This window comes from Sphingopyxis sp. RIFCSPHIGHO2_12_FULL_65_19 (assembly GCF_001830555.1).
Classification (GTDB): Bacteria; Pseudomonadota; Alphaproteobacteria; order Sphingomonadales; family Sphingomonadaceae; genus Sphingopyxis.
This window is the reverse complement of record NZ_MIAM01000054.1, coordinates 1-20,321: the sequence shown is the minus strand read 5'-3', so window position 1 is coordinate 20,321 and position 20,321 is coordinate 1. Positions and strand designations below refer to the sequence as shown.

Genomic DNA, 20,321 nt, shown 5'->3' with positions numbered 1-20,321 from the left:
TCTTGCACCGCTTTCCGTTTACGTTAAGGTTAGTTTCAAATGGCAACCGGAGAGTGATTCATGGCCCTTCCCCCGATTTTCGACCGCCTGCGCCTGCCCGTAATCGGATCGCCGCTGTTCATCGTGTCGGGACCGGAACTCGTGATTGCCCAATGCAAGGCCGGCGTCGTCGGAAGCTTTCCCGCCCTCAACGCGCGCCCGCAGTCGATGCTCGACGAATGGCTGCATCAAATCACCGAAGAGCTTGCGGCATGGGACCGCGCCAATCCCGACCGGCTGTCGGCGCCCTATGCCGTCAACCAGATCGTCCATAAATCGAACGATCGCCTGCTCGAAGACATTGCGACATGCGAAAAATGGAAAGTGCCGATCACCATCACCTCGCTGGGCGCGCGCGAAGAACTTAACCAGGCGGTCCACGGCTGGGGTGGCATCACGCTGCACGATGTCATCGACGATCGCTTTGCCCGCAAGGCAGTCGAAAAGGGCGCGGACGGCCTGATCCCCGTTGCTGCGGGCGCGGGCGGCCATGCCGGCCGACAATCGCCTTTCGCGCTGGTGCAGGAAATTCGCGAATGGTTCGATGGCCCCGTCGCGCTTTCGGGAGCGATCGGCCACGGCCGCTCGATCCTCGCCGCGCAGGCGTGCGGCGCCGACCTCGCCTATATCGGCAGCGCCTTCATCGCGACCGCAGAGGCGAACGCGGATCAGGGTTATAAGGACGGGATCGTCGAGGGCCGCGCCGCCGACATCGTCTATTCCAACCTCTTCACCGGCGTGCATGGCAATTATCTGCGCCAGTCGATCGTCGCGGCGGGGATGGACCCCGACAATTTGCCCGAGGGCGACCTCAAGACGATGAATTTCGGTTCGGGCGGCAATACGAAGGCAAAGGCGTGGAAGGACATCTGGGGTTCGGGCCAGGGCATTGGTCCGGTTTCCGCCGTGCGCCCGGTCGCCGAATTTGTTGCAGAACTCGAAGCGCAATATCTCGCGGCCCGACGGGACCTCGAAGCAAAGGTGCGGCTTTAAGGTCGAGCGAACCCCGCCGTTCGGCTATGTTCGTCGTGGGCGGTAAGCGGGCTTTGCGCCAGCGAGTTGATTTCCCCTCCCGCCTGTCGAAGCGGCCGCAAGGCTAGCCAGCTTGCTGGCTGGCACAGGCCGGGGTATTCAAGGGGCTAGGGTTTAATTCTGCTTGCTGGCCCCGACGGTCGCAACGACCGGCTTGGGAACGAGTGCTTCGGCCGCGACGACACGCTTCGATGTGCTCGACGCGATCGTCTTTTCGAGCGCGGCGACTTGCGGGCATTTGGTATCGCAAATCCGCTGCGCCTCCGCGAGTTTTTCGCGCGCGAGTTCGAGCGCGCCCTTGTCGGCCAGCGCCTCGCCCTGCCCGGTGAGCGCGACGACGTCATTGGGTTCGAGCACCAGCGCCTCGCGATAGAGACCGATCGCTTTGCCCGGCAGGCCCTGCGCACGCGCAACCTGCGCAAGCGCGATGATCGCCGATCGGTTGCGAGGATCGGCGGTGAGCGCCGATTCATAAAGGTCGACCGCCCGGTCGAGATCGCCCGCATCCTGTGCCTTGTGCCCTTCTTGCTGAAGCGCGATCGAGCGGGGGAAGATATCGTTATCGGCGCGCTGGGCGTCGGATGCGGTGGGCAGGCTGGCAAGGATTAATCCCGCCGAAAGAGCCAGAAAGCCGACACGCATCGCATTCTCCCATCGCTTCATTGCGGAGGATGCTAACATGGTGACGTCAGTCGTGCGAGAAAAAATCCGTCGCACCCGTCACGGCCGGGCGTGAGCAGAAAACCACGCCCCGCGGCGCGGCCGATGCCGTCGGGCAAATAGCCGGAATCGGCGGTCCAGCTCGCGTGTCGGTTCAGAAATTCGTCCACCTGTGCCCGCCCCTCGCGCGTGATGACCGAACACACCGCATAAAGAAGTTTGCCGCCGGGCGCCACAAGTTCGGCGCCGATATCCATCAGCCGGGCTTGATCGGCGAGGTGGCGTTCGAGCCGCGCGGGGGTCAGGCGCCAGCGCAGTTCGGGGCTGCGCCGCCAGGTGCCGCTGCCCGAACAAGGCGCATCGACGAACACGCGGGTCGCCTTGCCCTGCCAATCGGCGAGCATCGACACTTCCTTGCCGGGGTTGAGCAGCCGGGTTTCGATACGCGTCGCCCCAGCGCGTTCGGCACGCGGCGGCAGTTGTTGCAGGCGGGCACGGTTCGTATCGCAGGCGAGGATGGTCGCGTCGTTTCCGGTGAGCGATGCGATGGCAAGCGTCTTGCCTCCTCCGCCCGCACAAAGATCGATGATGGCCTGTCCGGGCGCGGCATCGAGGGCGGCGGAGGCATATTGGCTCGCCGCATCCTGCACCTCGAAACGACCCTCGCCATAGGCAGGATGCTGCGCCGCGGCGGTTTCGGGTGGCAGACGCCAGCCGTCGGGTGCGCCGGGGATCGCCTCGCCCTCGGGAAAAAGCGCCGCCAGATCGCCTTCGCGCGACGTGATCCGGTTGGCGCGCAGGTCCAACGGCGCCCGCGCAAGCATCGCTCCGCGTTCATCTTCGCCGACCAGCGGGTCGAACAGGTCGACCAGCGCCTGTGCGGCCAGGCCGGTGTCGGCGCGCGGTTCGTCGGCGGCGATAGGCGCCGGGCCGTAGGCCGAGCCGTCGAACAGGTCGGCCAGTCCCGGTTGATCGTCGACAAGTGCGAGCATCGCGGCGCGCCCAGATGCGGGGGCCGAACGGACAACACGGATCGCGTCATAGACATGGGCCCGGATCGCGCGCCGGTCCTTCGACCCTGCGTAACGCCGCGCACGCATCGCTTCGGCGAATATCGCGTCGGCGGGCGCTCCGCCCTCGCGCGCAGCCGCAGCGATGGCATCGAGAATTTCGATCGCGGCCTGAACGCGTGCAGCAGGTGTCATCGCTCGGCCTCAACTGGCCGGATAGTTCGGCGCCTCGCGCGTGATCGCGACGTCATGGACGTGGCTTTCGCGCAGCCCCGCGTTGGTGATGCGCACGAACTTGGCGCGCTCGCGGAAATCCGCCAGCGTGCGGCTGCCGGTATAGCCCATCGCGGCCTTCACGCCGCCGACCATCTGGTGAATGACGTCCTTGGCGGGCCCCTTGAACGGAACCTGGCCTTCGATGCCTTCGGGGACCAGCTTCATCTGGTCCTTGATATCCTGCTGGAAATAGCGGTCGGCCGAGCCGCGCGCCATCGCACCGACGCTGCCCATGCCGCGATAGCTTTTGTAGGTGCGGCCCTGATAGAGGAAGGTCTCGCCCGGCGCCTCGGCGGTGCCCGCCAGCATCGACCCGACCATCACGCTCGACGCGCCCGCCGCCAGGGCTTTGGCGACGTCGCCCGACGTGCGCAGGCCGCCGTCGGCGATGACGGGAACGCCCAGCTTGGTCGCCGCTTCGACGCTGTCGAGGATCGCGGTCAGCTGGGGCACGCCAACGCCCGCGACGATCCGCGTGGTGCAGATCGAGCCGGGGCCGATGCCGACCTTCACACCGTCGGCGCCCGCGTCGATCAACGCCTTGGTCGCGTCGCCGGTCGCAACATTGCCCGCGAGCACCTGCACGCGGTTCGAGAGTTTCTTGATCCGTTCGACGGTCAGGCCAACGCCCTTGCTGTGCCCGTGCGCGGTATCGACGACGATCAGGTCGCATTCGGCTTCCAGCAGTGCTTCGGCCCGCTCGACTCCGCTGTCGCCGGTGCTGGTCGCTGCCGCTACGCGCAGGCGTCCGCTGCCATCCTTGGTCGCATCGGGGAAATTGACCGCCTTTTCCATGTCCTTGACCGTGATCAGGCCGATGCAGCGATAATCGTCGTCGACGACCAGCAATTTTTCGATGCGACGCTGGTGCAGCAGCTTGCGCGCCTCATCCTGCCCGACGCCGGGGCGCACTGTCGCAAGATTTTCGGCGGTCATCAGCTCGCGCACCGGCTGGCCGGGGTTGTCGGCGAAGCGCACGTCGCGGTTGGTCAGGATGCCGACCAGCTTGCCGCCCGTTTCGACGACCGGAATCCCCGAAATCCTGTGCTGCGACATCAATGCGGTCGCATAGGACAGCGGTGCGTCGGGGGTGATGGTGATCGGGTTGACGATCATGCCGCTTTCAAAGCGCTTTACCTGCCGCACCGCCGCTGCCTGTTCCTCGACCGTCAGATTGCGGTGAAGCACCCCGATACCGCCAATCTGTGCCATCAGGATCGCCATGTCGGCCTCCGTCACCGTGTCCATCGCCGACGACAGGATCGGGATGTTGAGGGTGATCTCGCTCGTGAGTTGGGTCGACAGATTGGCATCCGATGGCAGGATATCCGACGGCCCCGGCACCAGCAGCACATCGTCGAAGGTCAGGCCGGTGATGATTTCCATGGGTGCCACTTTCTGGTGCGGGCGGCGCCGACCCCGGACGGCGGGGACGCGCACGCGATTCGTTTGGTGGCGGCCCATGTAACCAGTCGAGCCCAAGCGCGCCAGTGGGCGAGAACGAATATTTCGCAGGGGACGGGATCATACGCCGGGGACCGGCGGACCGCCGCCGGACATGTCGCCGTGTAACCGGTTGCATTGGCTCCGGCGTCTCGTTAGACCCACGGTATAACAGAGTTTCGGTGAAGAGGATATCTGCATGGACGAGCCCAGCCAGGCGTCCGCCAACATGGGCGGACGGTCGAACGCCGTGGCGGCATTTGCCGCGGTGACCGTGCTCTTCTTTGCCTGGGGCTTCATAACGTCGCTGATCGACCCGCTCGTCGCCGCGGTAAAAGGCATCTTCACGCTCAGCGATGCCGAGGCGCAATTGTCGGCGTCGGCCTTCTTCATTGCCTACGGGTTGATGTCCTTCCCCGCTGCGGCGCTGATCGCGCGCTTTCACTCCGTGCCGTCGATCCTGACCGCGTTGTCGACGATGGTCGTCGGCTGCCTCGTCATGCTCGCGGCGGCGAACCTCGCATTTTATCCGCTCGTGCTCGCGGGCCTCTTCATCCTGGCGAGCGGCATCACCATCCTGCAAGTCGCGGCGAATCCACTCGCCGCGGCGCTGGGCGATCCCAAACGCAGTCATTTCCGCCTGACCTTCAGCCAGACGTTCAACAGCTTCGGCACCTTCCTCGGCCCGCTGATCGGCGCGCATCTCTTCCTCGAAGGGGTGGAGGTCAAGGAAGGCACGGTGGTTACCGAGGCGGTCCGCGCGCAGGCGCTGGCCGGTATCGATTCGGCCTATTTCTGGATTTGCGGCCTGATCGTGGCACTGCTGCTCTTCTTCTGGGTCAGCCGCCGTATCGTCAATGAAGCGGTGCCGCCCGCCCCGATCGGCAATCGAGCCGGCGTGGGCGAATTGATCCGCGAAGCCTTTTCCTCGCGCTGGGCGCTGCTCGGCGGCCTCGCGATCTTCCTCTATGTCGGCGCCGAAGTCGCCATCGGCACCCAGATGGCGCTGTTCCTCAACAGCGATGCCGTTTGGGGCCAATCGGACGCCGCGTTCGGCCCGTTTGGCTGGATCATGGGCAGCGACGGCGTTCCCGGCGTTTCGCTGCAAGAGGCTGGAAAGGCCGTTGCGCTTTATTGGGGCGGCGCAATGGTCGGCCGCGCGGTCGGATCGATTCTCCTGGCGCGCTTTTCCGCGTCGAAGCTGCTGGCGGTCTTTACCGCCATCGCGGCGCTGCTCTGCCTTTATGTCGTGGCGGTGGGCGGGGTGAGCGGCGGCTTTGTTGCGCTGTCGATCGGCCTGTTCAACTCGATCATGTTCCCGGTAATCTTCACCCTGACGCTTGAACGATCGACGGCACGCGCCGAAGCGACGTCGGGGCTGCTCTGCACCGCCATCGTCGGCGGCGCGGCGATCCCCTATCTCGCCGGTCACCTTTCCGATGCGGTGGGCTATGCGGCGGCGCTCGCCTTGCCGGCCGGCTGCTATGTCGCACTCTGCGTTTTTGCGATCGCCGCTGGGCGCGCACCCGCGCGCCAGGCGAGCGCGGGCGTCACGGTTCACTGAACGCGGCAGGACGGGGGATAGGAAAAGCCATGGCCGGATTGTCGATCCAAGCCGCGCGCAAGAGTTTTGGCGATACCGAGGTGCTGAAGGGCGTGTCGATCGACGTCGCCGATGGCGAATTCACGGTCATCGTCGGCCCGTCGGGGTGCGGCAAATCGACGTTGCTGCGTGCCGTGGCGGGGCTTGAAGAACTGACCGGCGGCCGCATCCTGATCGGCGAGCGCGATGTCACCGCCTTTGCGCCATCGGCGCGCGGCATCGCGATGGTGTTCCAGTCCTATGCCCTCTACCCCCACCTTACCGTCTTTGAAAACATGGCCTTCGGGCTGCGCATTGCCAAGGCGGACAAGGACGAAATCGCGCGGCAGGTAAAGCGTGCGGCGGACATATTGAACATCGACGGATTGCTCGACCGCAAACCCGCCGCGCTGTCGGGCGGCCAGCGCCAGCGCGTCGCGATCGGCCGCGCGATCGTCCGCCAACCGCAAATCTTCCTGTTCGACGAACCGTTGTCGAACCTCGACGCCGACCTTCGGGTGCGGATGCGGTATGAATTTGCGGCGCTCCATCGCACGCTCGGCACAACGACGCTTTATGTCACGCACGACCAGGTCGAAGCGATGACATTGGCGGACCGGATTATCGTGCTGCGCGACGGGCAGGTCGAACAGGTCGGCACCCCGCGCGACCTCTACGCGCGCCCCGCAAACATCTTTGTCGCGCAATTCCTCGGCACCCCGCGGATGAACGTCGTGCCGGTGACGGTTTCCGGCGCCACGCAAGCGGCGCTCGCCGACGGACGCGTCATCGCCCTGCCCGCCCGTGCCGCGCCGCTGGCGCCGGGAACGCGTCTGTCCGTGGGCGTGCGGCCAGAGGACATAGCGATCGGTGCCGCGCCCGGCGCGCTGCCCCACCGGATCATTTTCATCGAACGGCTCGGGGGTCTCGCAACCCTTCACTTGCAGGGTCCAGAGGGCAGCGAACCACTGGCCTGCCAGCTTCGCGACGACGGCAGCCTCGTCGAAGGCGATGTCGTGCCGGTTCAGCTTCCGCCCGACCGTCTGCACATCTTCGATACCGATGGCCGCGCGCTATATGGGGAGGCGCGCGAATGACCTTGCATTGCGGCCTTGTAACCGGTTACCGTGTGAACGTTCCCGCGCCCGGCCACAAAATGACAAACGGCGTCGCGGCGGCGGCCCGGCGTCATCGGAGGGAAAGGGGATCGGCGGCATGGCGACATTGAGGGACGTCGCGCGCGAGGCGGGAGTTTCGGTCGCCACGGCGTCGCGCGCAATCAACGGCCTGGGCAATGTCACCGCACCGACCCGTGCGGCGGTGATGGCAGCGGTAAAAAAGCTGAACTTCGTCCCGCACAGCGGCGCACGCAGCTTGACGCGGCGCAAGACCGACACGGTCGGCGTGATCCTGCCGGACCTGTTCGGCGAGTTCTTTTCCGAAATCATCCGCGGCATCGACCTCGTCGCCCATGAATCGGGGATGCACCTGCTGCTGGGCAACATGCACGGCAGCACCCACGAAACCGCGGCGGCGATCGCCGCGATGCGCGGCCGCGTCGATGGGCTGCTCGTCATGCCTCCCGACCTTAAGCCCGAACTGCTCGCCGACTATCTCGATCCCGCGCTTCCCACCGTGCTGCTCAACTATGACGCGGGGCCGCTCGACCTGCCCTTCGTCGCAGTCGACAATTATCAGGGCGCCTATGCAATGACCGCGGCGCTGATCGCCCGCGGGGCGCGGCAAATCGTCCATATCGCCGGCCCCAAGCACAACCGCGACGCGCGCGACCGCCAGCGCGGCTTCGTCGATGCGATGAGCAAGATCGGCGGTGTGCGCAATCCGGCGATCCTTCCCGGCGATTTTTCGGAAGAAAGCGGCGCGCAGGCGGCGCGGCTGCTGGTGCAGGGACAGCTTCCCGCCGACGCCGTATTCGCGGCCAACGACCAGATGGCGGTCGGGCTGATCGCGGGACTGGCCGAGGCTGGAAAGTCGGTGCCCAAGGACGTGATGGTGGCGGGTTTCGACGACATTCCGCTTGCGCGCCACCTCAATCCGTCGCTCTCGACGATGCAGGTGCATATCGACCGGCTGGGATCGACCGCCATGATGATGCTGCTGCGCATCCTGCGCGGCGAAACGCTGGGCGCTGCGAGCGCGACGATCCTGACCCCCGAATTGATCGCGCGCGGCACGACGGCCGGCGCAATTCATCAGGAATCGGCAACGGCCGCCCCCCGCGCATGACCTGTGTTGGCGCCCGATGCAGGTGACGCGGCGCCAGTTGACGGGCGCGCTCGCCGCGCTGCCCCTGCTCCCGACGCTCGGTGCGTGCGGGGCGCGGCGTGATGGCGCCCTGACGATCTGGGCGATGGGCAATGAAGGCGCAAACCTGCCAGCCCTGCTGAAAACACTCACGCTGCCCGCGGCTATGCCACCGATCGAGGTGCAACCGCTTCCCTGGACCGCCGCGCATGAAAAATTGCTCACCGGCTTTGCGGGTGGGTCGCTGCCCGCGATCGGCCAGGTCGGCAACAGCTGGATTGCCGAGATGGCGGCCATTGGCGCGCTCGCCCCGGTTCCGCCATCGGCGCAACCGATCCTTGCCGACCAGTTCGCGGCGGTCGTGGACACAAATCGTATCGCCGGAAAAATCTGGGCGGTTCCATGGTATGTCGACACACGGCTGCAATTCTACCGGAAAGACCTGTTCGCGCGCGCCGGTCATGCCGCGCCGCCCGCCGATTGGACCGGCTGGAAGGCGGCGCTGCACCAAGTGAAGCGGCAAGCCGGAGAGGGCAATTACGCCCTGCTCTACCCGCTCAACGAATATGAACAGCTGACGACGCTCGCCCTGTCGGCGGGGGCCCGAATGCTGCGCGACAATGGCGCGCGCGGCGCCTTTTCGGACCCCGAGTTCAAGGCCGCGCTCGCCTTTTACAAATCGCTGTTCGACGAACGGCTCGCGCCCATGGCCTCCGCGGCGCAGATTTCCAATGTGTGGAACGAGTTTGCGCGCGGATATTTCAGCACCTTCCTGTCGGGACCGTGGACGATCGGCGACATGGAAAACCGGCTGCCCGCCGCCATGCGCGGCAAATGGGGCACCGCGCCCAATCCGGGCCCGAACGGCATCGGTTCGGCGGCGCCTGGCGGATCGAGCCTTGTCGTTTTCGCCGGCACCGAAAATCCCGGCGCGGCGTGGGACGTGTTGACGGGCCTGCTGTCACCCGCGGCACAACTGGACTTTCATGCGCTGACAGGCAGTCTTCCCGCGCGCCGCTCCGTTTGGCAGGCAGCGGGCCTCGCAAGCGATCCGGCCGTCGCGCCCTTTGCGACACAGCTCGACCGGGCGACCCCATTGCCCAAGGTTCCCGAATGGGAACGGATCGTTACCGAGATGCAGGTGGTCGCCGAACGCATGGTCCGCGGACAATATGGCGTCGATGAAGCCGCTGCCGAAATCGACCGGCGCGCCGATCGGCTGCTCGAAAAGCGGCGCTGGATGCTCGACAAGGGAAAGGCGCTGTGAGCGCGGTCGGCCGTTGGAGGGAAGCGCGCGCCGGCTGGGTAATGAGCGCGCCGGCCCTCGCCGCGATCGCGGTCTTCTTCGCCATCCCGGCCGTCGCCTCGCTATTCCTCAGCTTCACCGATTTCGACATTTACGCGCTGGCAGATTCCGGCAACCTGCGCTTTGTCGGCCTCCAGAACTATCAGCGGCTGGTCGAAAATCCGTTGTTCTGGAAAGCGATGGGCAACACGCTGTGGTTCGTCGCCTTCGGTGTCCCTTTCATCGTCACCCTGTCGCTGTTCGCGGCAATGCTCGTCAATTCGCGCTGGCTGGCATGGCGCCCGGTGTGGCGGGTCGCGCTGTTCGCGCCTTATGTCACGACACTGGTCGCGACCGCCGTTGTGTGGCGCTACCTGCTCCACACCCGCTACGGGCTGGTCAATTATCTGTTGTCGCTGTTCGGCGTCGCGCCGATCGACTGGCTGGGCAGCCCGCACGCGTCGCTGCCCGCGATCCTGATCTTCGTGGGTTGGAAAACCTTCGGCTACAATATGATCATCTTCCTCGCGGCGCTCCAGACGGTGCCGCGCGAACTGGAAGAGGCAGCGCGGATCGACGGCGCCGGCTGGTTCATGCGGCTGCGCCACGTCATCCTGCCCGCGATCGCGCCGACCGTGCTGCTGGTATCCGTGCTGACCGTTGCGGGGATGTTCCAGCTGTTCGCCGAACCCTATGTGATGACACAGGGGGGGCCAGCCCAGTCGACCGTCACCATCCTCTATTTCATGTATGAGGAAGGGTTCAAATGGTGGAACCTCGGGTCGGGCGCTGCCGTGGCCTTCCTGCTGTTCCTCTGCATTCTCGCGGTGACTTTGGTCCAGCTTCGGCTCGCCAGGAAGGGCGGCGCGATATGAATCTGCGTCGCTGGTCCATCACCTTGCTCGCGGCTCTCGTCACGCTGGTCACCGTTGCGCCCTTGCTGTGGATGCTCTCGGTCAGCTTCATGGCGCCGGGCGAGGCCGCGCAATTCCCGCCGCCGCTGCTCCCGAAAAATCCCGGTCTCGAAAACTACCGCACGCTGTTCGGCACCTTCGGCATCGGGCGCTTCCTTGCGAACAGCCTGCTCGTCTCGACCCTCGCGACCGCATTGGCGCTGCTATTCACGGTCCCTGCGGGCTATGCCTTTGCCAAACTGCGCTTCAAGGGGCGCGACGCGACCTTTCGCCTGCTGGTCGCGGCGCTGGTCATTCCGGGGCAGATCGGGATGCTGCCGCTGTTCCTGGAACTGAAGGCGATGGGGCTGGTCAACAGCTACGCCGGGGCGTTGGTGCCCTGGCTCGCGGGCATTTTCGGCATTTTCCTCGTTCGCCAATACTGCCTGTCGATCCCCGACGAGATGCTCGAGGCAGCGCGCATCGACGGCGCGAGCGAGGGGCAGATATTGCGCCAGATCGTGCTGCCGATCCTGACCCCGATCATCGTCACGCTCGCCCTGTTCGTGTTCCTCGGCAGCTGGAATGACTTCATGTGGCCGCTGATCGTCCTCGCCGATCAGGACCTCTACACCCTCCCCGTCGCGCTCGCTGCGATGAGCCGCGAACATGTGCAGGACAATGAACTGATGATGGCCGGCGCCGTCGTCACCACCCTTCCCGTGCTCCTCCTCTTCCTCGCGCTCCAGCGATTTTACCTGAGCGGCCTGCTGACCGGGAGCATCAAGGGATGAGCCGCCTACCAAGGATTATAGGATGAAATACTGGACCGCCGCGGCGCTGGGCCTCGCGCTTGTCGCATCGCCTGCCGCCGCCAGGACGAAAGCGCCCCCCGTGGTCGAGGGACAGACACCGCAACCACCCGTCGAGGCGGGAAATTACCCCTATCAGCTGTTCGTGCCCAAGGGCTACCTGGCCGATCGGTCGACGCCCTATCCGCTGCTGGTCTTCCTGCACGGGTCGGGCGAGCGCGGCGACGATGTCGCGAAGGTCAAGGTCCACGGTCCGCCGAAAATCGCCGACCGCGACCCTGCCTTCCCCTTCGTCACCGTCTCGCCCCTGCTCGGCGCCGACCAGGATTGGGATATCGAAAAGCTCGACGCGCTGGTCGATCATGTGACCAGCACCTATCGTATCGATCCCGCCCGCATCTACCTCACCGGCCTCAGCCGCGGGGGTCACGCGAGCTGGCGCTGGGCGATCGCCGAGCCGCATCGGTTCGCGGCGATGGCGGCGATCGCGGGGCGCGGCAATCCCGGCGAGGCGTGTCGGTTGATGGATCTGCCCGTCTGGGCGTTCCACGGCGACCGCGACGATGTCGTCATCCCCGAAGGCAGCTTTGCCATGGTGCGCGCGATCCGCGCCTGCGCCGGCCGCAAGGTCCGCCTGACCATTTATCCCGACCTCGGCCATAATGCCTGGGACCCCGCTTATGACGACCCGGCGCTTTACGCTTGGCTGCTCGAACAGAAACTTCCCGCTCCCCAGAACATCACCAAGGACAAGAAATGACGCAGACTGTTTTCCCCGACGATTTCCTGTGGGGCGCGGCCACCGCCGCCTATCAGATCGAGGGATCGCCGCTTGCCGACGGCGCGGGGGCGAGCATCTGGCAACGCTTCAGCCATGATCCGCGCCTGATGGCGGCAAAGGGCGACACCGGCGATATCGCATGCGACCATTATAACCGCATGCCCGCCGACGTCGCACTGATGAAGGAATTGGGGCTGAAAGCCTATCGCTTCAGCGTCAATTGGGGCCGTGTGCTGCCCGAAGGCATCGGGCGTGTGAACGAACCCGGCTTCGATTTCTACGAGCGGCTGGTCGACGAGTTGCTGAAGCACGACATCGAACCGTTGCTGACGCTGCACCATTGGGATCTGCCCGCGGCGCTCGACGACAAGGGCGGCTGGCTCAACCGCGACAGCGCCGACTGGTTCGCCGAATATGGTTCGGTGATGTATCGCCGCCTCGACGGGCGGGTAAAGAAATGGGTGACGCTCAACGAGCCATGGGTGATCACCGACGGCGGCTATCTGCACGGCGCGCTTGCGCCCGGCCATCGCAATCTGTTCGAGACGCCGATCGCCAGCCATAATCTGATGCGCGCGCACGGCCGCGCGGTGCAGGCATATCGCAGCGAAGGCGCACATGAAATCGGTCTTGTCGTCAATATCGAGCCGAAATATCCGGCGAGCGACAGCGCCGACGACGTGGCGGCGACCGCGCGCGCCCACGCCTATATGAACCGCCAATATCTCGACCCGGCACTGAAGGGCAGCTACCCCGCCGAATTGGCCGAGGTGTTCGGCGAAGCCTGGCCCGAATGGCCCGCCGACGATCTGAAGGACATCTGCCAGCCGGTCGATTTCATCGGGATCAATTATTACACGCGCAACGTGGTAAAGGCCGACCCGACCCAGTGGCCGCTCGGCGCGTCGCCGGTGAAGCAGATCGCGACGCACACGACCACCGACTGGGAGGTCTATCCGCCGGCGCTGACCGACATGCTCGTCTGGTTCCGCGACACCTATGGCAACATCCCCGTCTATATCACCGAAAATGGCGCGGCATTTTATGATCCGCCGACCGCCGGACCCGACGGCATCGACGATCCGCTGCGCTGCGATTATTTGCGCACCCACATCGCGGCGATCGGCGACGCCATCAGACAGGGCGTCGACGTGCGCGGCTATATGGCCTGGTCGCTGCTCGACAATCTCGAATGGTCGCTGGGCTTTTCAAAGCGCTTCGGCATCGTCCACGTCGATTATAAGACGCAGGTGCGAACGCCGAAGCGAAGCGCGCGTTTCTATAGCAGCGTGATCGCGGCGAACGGCGGGAACCTCGGGTGACGCGCTGGCTGCCGATCCTCGTCGCGATGCTGCTCGCGCCGCCCGCGGCGGCAAAAGAGCGCGTCAGCCACGTCAGCGCGATGACCTATAATATCCGGCTCGACATTGCGTCGGATGGCGACAACGCATGGCCGCACCGGCGGAGTGCGCTGACCAGCCTGGTCGCTTATTATGCGCCCGACCTCGTCGGGATGCAGGAGGTACTGCTGAACCAGAAGCAAGCGGTCGAAACCGACCTTCCTGCCTATCAATTCGTTGGCGCCGCGCGCGACGATGGCAAGGACAAGGGCGAATTTTCCCCGCTCGGCTTTCGCCGCGACCGCTTCACGCTCCTCGGCACGGGAACATTCTGGCTGTCCCCAACCCCCAATGTGCCCGGCAAGGGTTGGGACGCCGCCTATCCGCGTGTCGCGAGCTGGGCGCGGCTCAAAGACAAGTCGTCACGCCATGTCCTACTGGTCGTGAACACCCATTTCGATCATGTTGGCACGACAGCGCGCCTCGAAAGCGCGCGGCAGATCCGCCGCTGGATCAGCGACCAGCGAAAAAAGGAGGAGACGGTGGTGCTGATGGGCGATTTCAACAGCCCCGTGGACAGTCCAGCGCATGACGCAATCACCGACGCCGCGCCGGGCCAGATCGCGCTCCGCGACACGCTCGAAGTCAGCCGGACGCCTCATTTCGGGCCGCTCGGCACCTTCACCGGCTTCAAGACCGAACAGAATCCGCCCAGCCCGATCGACCATATCTTCGTTGGCGAAGGCGTGGCGGTGCTGCGCCATGCAACGCTGACGCAGCAGACCGGGGGCAAGCTGCCGTCCGATCATTATCCGGTGCTCGCCGATCTGTGCATCGGCAAGGGTTGCTGACGATGGTGCGGTGGCCGACGATATTATTCGCGTTTCTGGTCGCCGCCTGTACCGCCAACCCGCCACCGGCACCGATCGTCGCCGCGCCGGTTGCTCGGATGACGACTGACCTCGCGGAAGGGTGGCAATTTCGTTTCGACGACGGTCTGACATCGGAAACCGCAACCGCCCTGCCCGACGGCGAATGGCAAGTGGTCGCGCTACCCCACACATGGAACCGGCTGGGCGAATATCGCATCGGGCGCACCGCGGCGACCGACAACCGGCAGGGCACGGGCTGGTATCGACTGCGGCTCGACGGCGCCCGGCTGCCGCCGGGGAGACGCCATGTGATCGAGTTCGACGCCGTCGGCAATCTCGCTGATCTATGGGTGAACGGGCGGCACGTCGGTTGCCATGCCGGGGCCTTCTCGCGCTTCCGCTTCGACCTGACCGATGTCCTTGATCTTTCGGCGCCGAACATCCTCTTGCTTCGCGCCGACAACAGCAAGCCCGAACCGGGCAGCGCCACCCAGCATATCATCCCGCTCGACGGCGATTTCTTCATCCATGGAGGCATTTATCGCCCCGCGCGCCTGCTCCATGTCGCGCCGAGCCATATCGCCCTCGACGACCATGGTGGACCGGGCGTCTATGCTACGCCGATGATCGAAAACGGGTTGGGCAAGCTGGCGGTGCGCGTGAAGCTATCGGGCGCGATCGACGGACAGAGCCTGGTCGCGATCCTTCGCGATGCCACGGGCCGAACCGTGTCGGAGGTGACGACGCCGCTGATCGAGCAGCAGGACGAAGCGGCGCTGACACTCGACGTTGCCGCCCCGCGGCGTTGGAACGGCCGCGCAGACCCTTATCTCTACCGCCTCGAAACGCGGCTTTCCGACATTGCGACCACGCTCGACAGCGTGACCGTTCCCGTCGGTTTCCGCGAATTCCGCGTAGACCCGAACACCGGCTTCTATCTCAACGGCAAGTCGCTGCCGCTGCATGGAGTCTCGCGCCATCAGGACTATCTGGGCAAAGGCTGGGCGCTCGCAACCGCGGACCATGAACGCGATATGGCGCTGATCGCCGAAATGGGCGCAAACACCGTGCGTTTCGCCCATTATCAGCACGCGCAGGACTGGTTCGATCTCGCCGACCGTTACGGGATGATCGTCTGGGCCGAATTGCCGTTCGTCAATCGGCCGTCGAACGACGGATCGACCGGCGCGCCGGAACTGGTTGCCAATGCGAAGGCGCAGATGGTCGAACTGATCCGCCAGAATTACAACCACCCCTCGGTCGTCACCTGGGGCATCGGCAATGAAGTCGATCTGGACATGGTCACCGGCCGCGCTCCGCAAAGCGCCGATGCTCGCCCGCTGCTGCGCGAACTCCACGCGCTGTCAAAGGCCGAAGATCCGTCGCGCCCCACCGTCATCGCCGACTGCTGCGAAGCGACACACGAAGGCGTGGCTCCGGCGGGCGAGCGGCCGCACCAGCCGGTGCTGACCGGGCTTGCCGACCTGATGGGCTATAATCGCTATTTTGGCTGGTACTACCGCGGCATCGCCGACCTCGGCCCGCATCTCGACCGGCTCCACGCGCGCTATCCCGGTATCCCGATCTCGGTCAGCGAATATGGGGCGGGCGGTGCACTGAGCCAGCATGTCGAGGACGGCGCGGCGCACAAGATCGCGCACGCCAGCCGGATGCATCCTGAAGAATTCCAGAGCTGGTATCACGAACAGAGCTGGCCGCAGCTTCGCGATCGTCCCTATTTATGGGCCAACTGGATCTGGAACATGTTCGATTTCTCGTCGAAAATCCGCCAGGAAGGCGACGCGACCGATATCAACGACAAGGGCCTCGTCACCTATGACCGCAAGGTGAAGAAGGACGCATTCTTTTATTACAAGGCGCGATGGTCGGCGGAGCCCGTCGTCCATATCAACAGCCGCCGCTGGACCACCCGCACCGAACCGCTGACCCGGATCAAGGTCTATAGCAATGCGCCGAGCGTGACCGTGACGCTGAACGGACAACCGCTCGGCACCATCGCTTGTGCCGAGCGTATCTGCGAGATCAGGGACGTCCGCCTGGTGCCTGGCGCGAACCGCGTCACCGCCCGCGCGACGTTCGGCGGCAAAGACGTCACCGACGCGGTCGACTGGATATTGGCGCCTTAATCGGCCGCCTTTTCCAGCCAGCCCCCCTCGAATCCGATGCGCTTCAGCCCGCGTGTGATATGCGGGTTCTTGCGCATCACCTTCCACACGAAACCGCTGCGATGATTTTCCATCATCGCAAGGATCGGCCCCTGGTCGATACCCAGATAGTCGTTCGCGACCCAGCCGTAGGCTGGATCGACCGCGCCGCTGCGCGACCCCGCATCGGTGAAGGTGAAACTGGGGTTGAACGCGTCCTTGAAACCGTAACGGGTGTAAAGACGCGTGCCATATTGTGCGCGCATCGCCATCAACGCCGGGATCGTCACTTCGGGCGCGAACGGCACCGAGCCCCCCGCCGCGGTCGGGACCACGGTGCCGTCATCGACGACACGGATCGCGCTGGCGCCCCGTGCCATATAGCCGTTGAACGACCGCGAGCTGCCGTTGACGCTATATTTGCCCTGCGAATATCCCGGCCCGTCGGACGCGGTCCAGCCCCAGATGTCGGCGCCATAGCCCGTCCACTTGTTCGGATTGTCAACGCCATAGGCGCGCTGCGCCAGCGTCGCGCGGCGGCTGTTCTCAAAATAATCGATGCCCTTGCCGCGCATGAAGGCGTCGCGGATACCGCGAAAATCAACCCAGACATGGCTATACTGATGTCCGAACAGCGGTTCAAATTGCAGGTGCTGCTGCCCGTAATAGCTGCCCCAATCCTTTTCGAGGTCGGCCGCCCAGCCTTGGTCCCACGCATCCTTGCCGACCGGATGCGTTGGCGAGCCCATTGCGAGGATATAGACTAGCATGCCCTCGTTATAGCCAACCCAGTCGTGCGTCCCGAAATCGCCTCGATCGCCGCGTTCGGGATACCAGCCCATTGCGATCGCTTTCTGCCCACCGCCGTTGGCGGAGGGAATCCGGCTTTTTTCACGCTGGACAAAGGTCCAATCGACGCGCGCATAGATTTTCTCCGCCAAGTCGCGGATTTCGGCTTCAACCGGCGTGTCGGCATCATAATAGCTTTGTGCGAACAGCACCCCGCCAAGCAACAGCGCCGTATCGACGGTCGATAACTCGGTATTGCCGCGCCGCGTCCCATCTTCGTTGTTCAGGAAGTGATAGAAGAACCCTTTGTGCCCGGTCATGCCGACCGCGTCGGGACCCTGCGGCGCATCCCAGTAGAACCGCAGGCAGTCGCGCGTGCGCGACGCCGCTTCGGCCCGCGTTACATAACCGCGCTCGGCGCCGATCCCGTAAGCCGTCAGCGCAAAACCCGTCGCGGCGATCGAGGAAAATGGATTGCTGGGCCAGCGGTCGGGCGCCAGGCAACGCTGGGTGTCCGTGGTGTCCCAGAAATAGCGGAAGGTCCGCTCAGTCAACTCTTCGGAAAAGGCCGCTTCGCTAATCGGTGCGAGCGCCGCCGGAGACGCGGCTGCCGTTTGGACCGGCGCGGGGGTAGCGGCGCAGGCGGCGGTCAAAGCCACGAGCGGCATGGTGAGCGCACCGATCCGGAACGACATTCTATACTCCAATAATTCGGCGCCCAGCCCGCGGGAGGGGGGGGGGAGCGGGCCGGGCGCCTTTCAGCCGGTCAGAAAGAGAATCCGGCCGATACCTTTACCGTGCGCGGCGGATTTCCGCCAACGCCATTGCCCGAAATGCTGAGATAGTTGGGCGAGCTCGGATCATTGTTGAAATCGACATAGTTCCGATCGTTGAACAGGTTCAAAATATCGACGCGGAGCCGCAGCCGCGATTCATCGGTGATGAACCGAAGCGGGATATATTTGGTGATCGCGACGTCCATCTGGCGGAAACCCCAGCGATCGCCATTGCCGTCCACCTCGTTCGAGACGATATCGCGAACCGGATTGGCTCCGCCGATGTTCAGAAATGCTTTCCGATAGACCGGCGACGCGATCTGGAATTTGCCCGACAATGTGACGCCGATCGGTAGATCGACCGACCCGGTAGCGACCAGGCGATGCTTGCGTACGCCGCTCGATCGCGTGACGGGATAATCGTCGATCGACGGGAAATCGAGGCTGAACGTCTCGCCAAACTGACGGTTTTCCTCTGCCTGCGTATAGGTATATGTCGCCGAAAAGCTCCACGGCGAAGCCACCGTGTAGTTTTTGACCAGTTTCAGATAGCCCGTGTCGGCACTCGTCTCGATCCCGTTGGTGCCGATGATGATCGACCCGAATCCCGGAGGCGCAAAACCGAAGGGCGAGTTGGGCGCCGCCGGTGCTGGCGGAAAGAAGGTGCCGTCGGGGCGACGATTGCCGAGCAGATAGGCAAAGCCGTCCTTCGATTCGATGTGGCTATAGCCGACCTCGGCCTCGAACAACGGTGTGACCTTGGCGCGGAAGCCCAGGCTGAACTGGTCGGAGTAAGGGACCTTCAGGTCATTACTGATAAAGCGCAACTCGCGCCCACCGCCCGGCCCCGCCCCGGCGAGCAGCTGTGCACGGCCCTCTTCGGTCAGGTAGATCGGGTCCCACGCCACACAGGTCGGCCCAGGGGCACAGCTATTGTTCGGGTCGCCGGTGTTGAAGTTGAATGTCCGGGTTGTGTAGGATCCGGTGCTGATTTCCTGTTGCAGGAAGTCGAACTGGTTGCGGTCATAGGAACGGCCGAACCCGCCGAACACCACATAGCGCGCGTCTTCGTCGAGTTCGTAGCTGAAGCCTATGCGCGGTTGCCAAGCGCCCGTGAAGGCCTTGCGCTCGCTGCCCGTCGAGATGAAGTCGCGGATGTTGTAATCGGCGTTTACCAAGTTCGGATAATTGGCCGGCGACACCGCATTCACCGCATCAGCGGGATGGACGAAATCGAGGAAAGCCGGGGTGCGTTCATAATCCCAGCGAACGCCGAGATTCAGCGTCAGTCGATCTGTGACCTCCCAGTCGTCCTGCACATAGATGCCGAACTGGAAATTCTTGGAATTGATGATCGGGCTGCCGTTGCCGGTCGAGGCGCCGAACTGGACGCGGTACGGCACATCGTCGTTGAAGGTGCCGCCACCGGGGTTGAACGCCGTGTTATAGGTATAGACGGGGTTGAAACCGTTGAGCTGCAACGAGTTGAGCTCAACCCATTTCGCCTTCGCGCCAACCTTGATCGTATGACCTTCGATGCCGGTCCAGGTAAAGTCGTTCTGGACGCCCCAACCCTTCTGGCCCTTTTCCTGATAATTGCTGCCACCGCCGATGCGCAGGATGTCGCCGCGAACGACGACGCCGGGTTGCGGGTTCGTCGGCGACGGGCCGGCATAGGCAAAGAGGAAGCCGTTGTCGAAGACGGTCGGCGTCGGCGCCCACTTCACATCTTCATAAGTGACCTTGAAATCGTTGATCCAATTGTCGGCGGTATGCTCCCAACGGCCAGTGACGCGCAGTTCCTCGACGTCCTGCGAACTGATCGTCTCACGCGCATTGATCCCGGTGCCGAGGAATTCGCCACTTTCCTTGCGATATTTGCCCGAAAGCTCGATCAAGTCGCTGTTCGACGGCTGGAAGCTGAGCTTGCCGAAATATAGATCCTCGTTGAAGGTCGCGTTCGTCGGCCCGAAAACCCCCTGATATTCGGAAGGGAAATAGGTGACCGGCAAGGAAAGCCCGGGTCGGATATCGATCGGATTTTCCTGACGCTTGCCTTCATAGGTCACGAAGAAATGCAGCATATCCTTGATGATCGGGCCGCCCAGCGCACCGCCAAACTGGAAATCCTTCGTCTTGACCTTGGGAACCGTCAGTTCGGACGGGACACGGTCGCGGAAGCTCTGATCGGTGTAGTCAACGAACGCTTCACCGTGAAACTCGTTCGTTCCCGACTTGGTCACCGCCGAAATCGCGACCGAACTGACCTGGTCGAATTCGGCCTTATAGTTGGACGAAATG

16 protein-coding genes are annotated in these 20,321 nt (G+C 64.2%); 11 read left to right on the top strand and 5 right to left on the bottom strand.

Features of this window, described 5'->3' with window-relative positions:
• Nucleotides 1-60 precede the first annotated feature (60 nt).
• Entirely contained in the window at nt 61-1,032 is a 972-nt protein-coding gene (locus A3E77_RS15250) for an NAD(P)H-dependent flavin oxidoreductase (protein ID WP_293647460.1), read from the top strand.
• Nucleotides 1,033-1,185: 153 nt separating this feature from the next.
• Here the strand turns inward: A3E77_RS15250 and A3E77_RS15245 are convergent, their stop codons facing one another.
• From A3E77_RS15245 to guaB, 3 genes are read right to left on the bottom strand one after another with little or no spacing between them, the layout of a single operon-like run.
• Nucleotides 1,186-1,713, bottom strand: coding sequence for a tetratricopeptide repeat protein (locus A3E77_RS15245; RefSeq protein ID WP_293647458.1), 528 nt, complete (start codon nt 1,711-1,713; stop codon nt 1,186-1,188).
• Nucleotides 1,714-1,745: 32 nt separating this feature from the next.
• A complete protein-coding gene (locus tag A3E77_RS15240) occupies nt 1,746-2,936 on the bottom strand; it encodes an RsmB/NOP family class I SAM-dependent RNA methyltransferase (protein ID WP_293647456.1) in 1,191 nt (396 codons plus the stop codon).
• Nucleotides 2,937-2,945: 9 nt separating this feature from the next.
• Nucleotides 2,946-4,403 (bottom strand): IMP dehydrogenase, encoded by a 1,458-nt coding sequence (guaB, locus tag A3E77_RS15235; RefSeq protein WP_293647454.1) that lies wholly within the window; start codon nt 4,401-4,403, stop codon nt 2,946-2,948.
• Between the two features lie 256 nt (nt 4,404-4,659).
• On the opposite strand from guaB, the gene A3E77_RS15230 reads away from it, so the two are divergent.
• The 10 genes from A3E77_RS15230 to A3E77_RS15185 all read left to right on the top strand — a co-directional run bounded on the left by A3E77_RS15230 (nt 4,660) and on the right by A3E77_RS15185 (nt 16,437).
• Nucleotides 4,660-6,024, top strand: a complete 1,365-nt coding sequence (locus A3E77_RS15230; RefSeq protein ID WP_293647452.1) for an MFS transporter — start codon at nt 4,660-4,662, stop codon at nt 6,022-6,024.
• A 29-nt stretch (nt 6,025-6,053) separates the two neighbouring features.
• Nucleotides 6,054-7,139: an ABC transporter ATP-binding protein gene (locus tag A3E77_RS15225; RefSeq protein ID WP_293647450.1), complete on the top strand. Its 1,086-nt coding sequence runs from the start codon at nt 6,054-6,056 to the stop codon at nt 7,137-7,139.
• Nucleotides 7,140-7,257: 118 nt separating this feature from the next.
• Nucleotides 7,258-8,289, top strand: a complete 1,032-nt coding sequence (locus tag A3E77_RS15220; protein WP_293647448.1) for a LacI family DNA-binding transcriptional regulator — start codon at nt 7,258-7,260, stop codon at nt 8,287-8,289.
• Between the two features lie 16 nt (nt 8,290-8,305).
• Nucleotides 8,306-9,574: an extracellular solute-binding protein gene (locus A3E77_RS15215; protein ID WP_293647446.1), complete on the top strand. Its 1,269-nt coding sequence runs from the start codon at nt 8,306-8,308 to the stop codon at nt 9,572-9,574.
• Nucleotides 9,575-9,615: 41 nt separating this feature from the next.
• Complete coding sequence (locus tag A3E77_RS15210) at nt 9,616-10,467, top strand: carbohydrate ABC transporter permease (protein ID WP_293647444.1); 852 nt, start codon at nt 9,616-9,618, stop codon at nt 10,465-10,467.
• Entirely contained in the window at nt 10,464-11,279 is an 816-nt protein-coding gene (locus A3E77_RS15205) for a carbohydrate ABC transporter permease (protein ID WP_293647442.1), read from the top strand. The genes A3E77_RS15210 and A3E77_RS15205 overlap by 4 nt, the downstream gene beginning before the upstream one ends.
• Nucleotides 11,280-11,301: 22 nt before the next feature.
• Entirely contained in the window at nt 11,302-12,057 is a 756-nt protein-coding gene (locus A3E77_RS15200) for a carboxylesterase family protein (protein WP_293647440.1), read from the top strand.
• Nucleotides 12,054-13,400: a GH1 family beta-glucosidase gene (locus A3E77_RS15195; RefSeq protein WP_293647438.1), complete on the top strand. Its 1,347-nt coding sequence runs from the start codon at nt 12,054-12,056 to the stop codon at nt 13,398-13,400. The genes A3E77_RS15200 and A3E77_RS15195 overlap by 4 nt, the downstream gene beginning before the upstream one ends.
• Nucleotides 13,397-14,269: an endonuclease/exonuclease/phosphatase family protein gene (locus A3E77_RS15190; RefSeq protein ID WP_293647436.1), complete on the top strand. Its 873-nt coding sequence runs from the start codon at nt 13,397-13,399 to the stop codon at nt 14,267-14,269. The genes A3E77_RS15195 and A3E77_RS15190 overlap by 4 nt, the downstream gene beginning before the upstream one ends.
• A 98-nt stretch (nt 14,270-14,367) precedes the next feature.
• Nucleotides 14,368-16,437 carry a glycoside hydrolase family 2 protein gene (locus A3E77_RS15185; protein WP_293647434.1) on the top strand — a complete coding sequence of 690 codons (2,070 nt, stop codon included), beginning with the start codon at nt 14,368-14,370 and terminating at the stop codon, nt 16,435-16,437.
• On the opposite strand, the gene A3E77_RS15180 is transcribed toward A3E77_RS15185, so the two are convergent.
• Both A3E77_RS15180 and A3E77_RS15175 read right to left on the bottom strand, forming a co-directional pair.
• Entirely contained in the window at nt 16,434-17,939 is a 1,506-nt protein-coding gene (locus A3E77_RS15180) for a glucoamylase family protein (protein ID WP_293647432.1), read from the bottom strand. The genes A3E77_RS15185 and A3E77_RS15180 overlap by 4 nt on opposite strands.
• A gap of 71 nt (nt 17,940-18,010) precedes the next feature.
• Nucleotides 18,011-20,321 (bottom strand): TonB-dependent receptor domain-containing protein (locus A3E77_RS15175; RefSeq protein ID WP_293647430.1); only part of this gene is annotated, 2,311 nt, incomplete at its 5' end.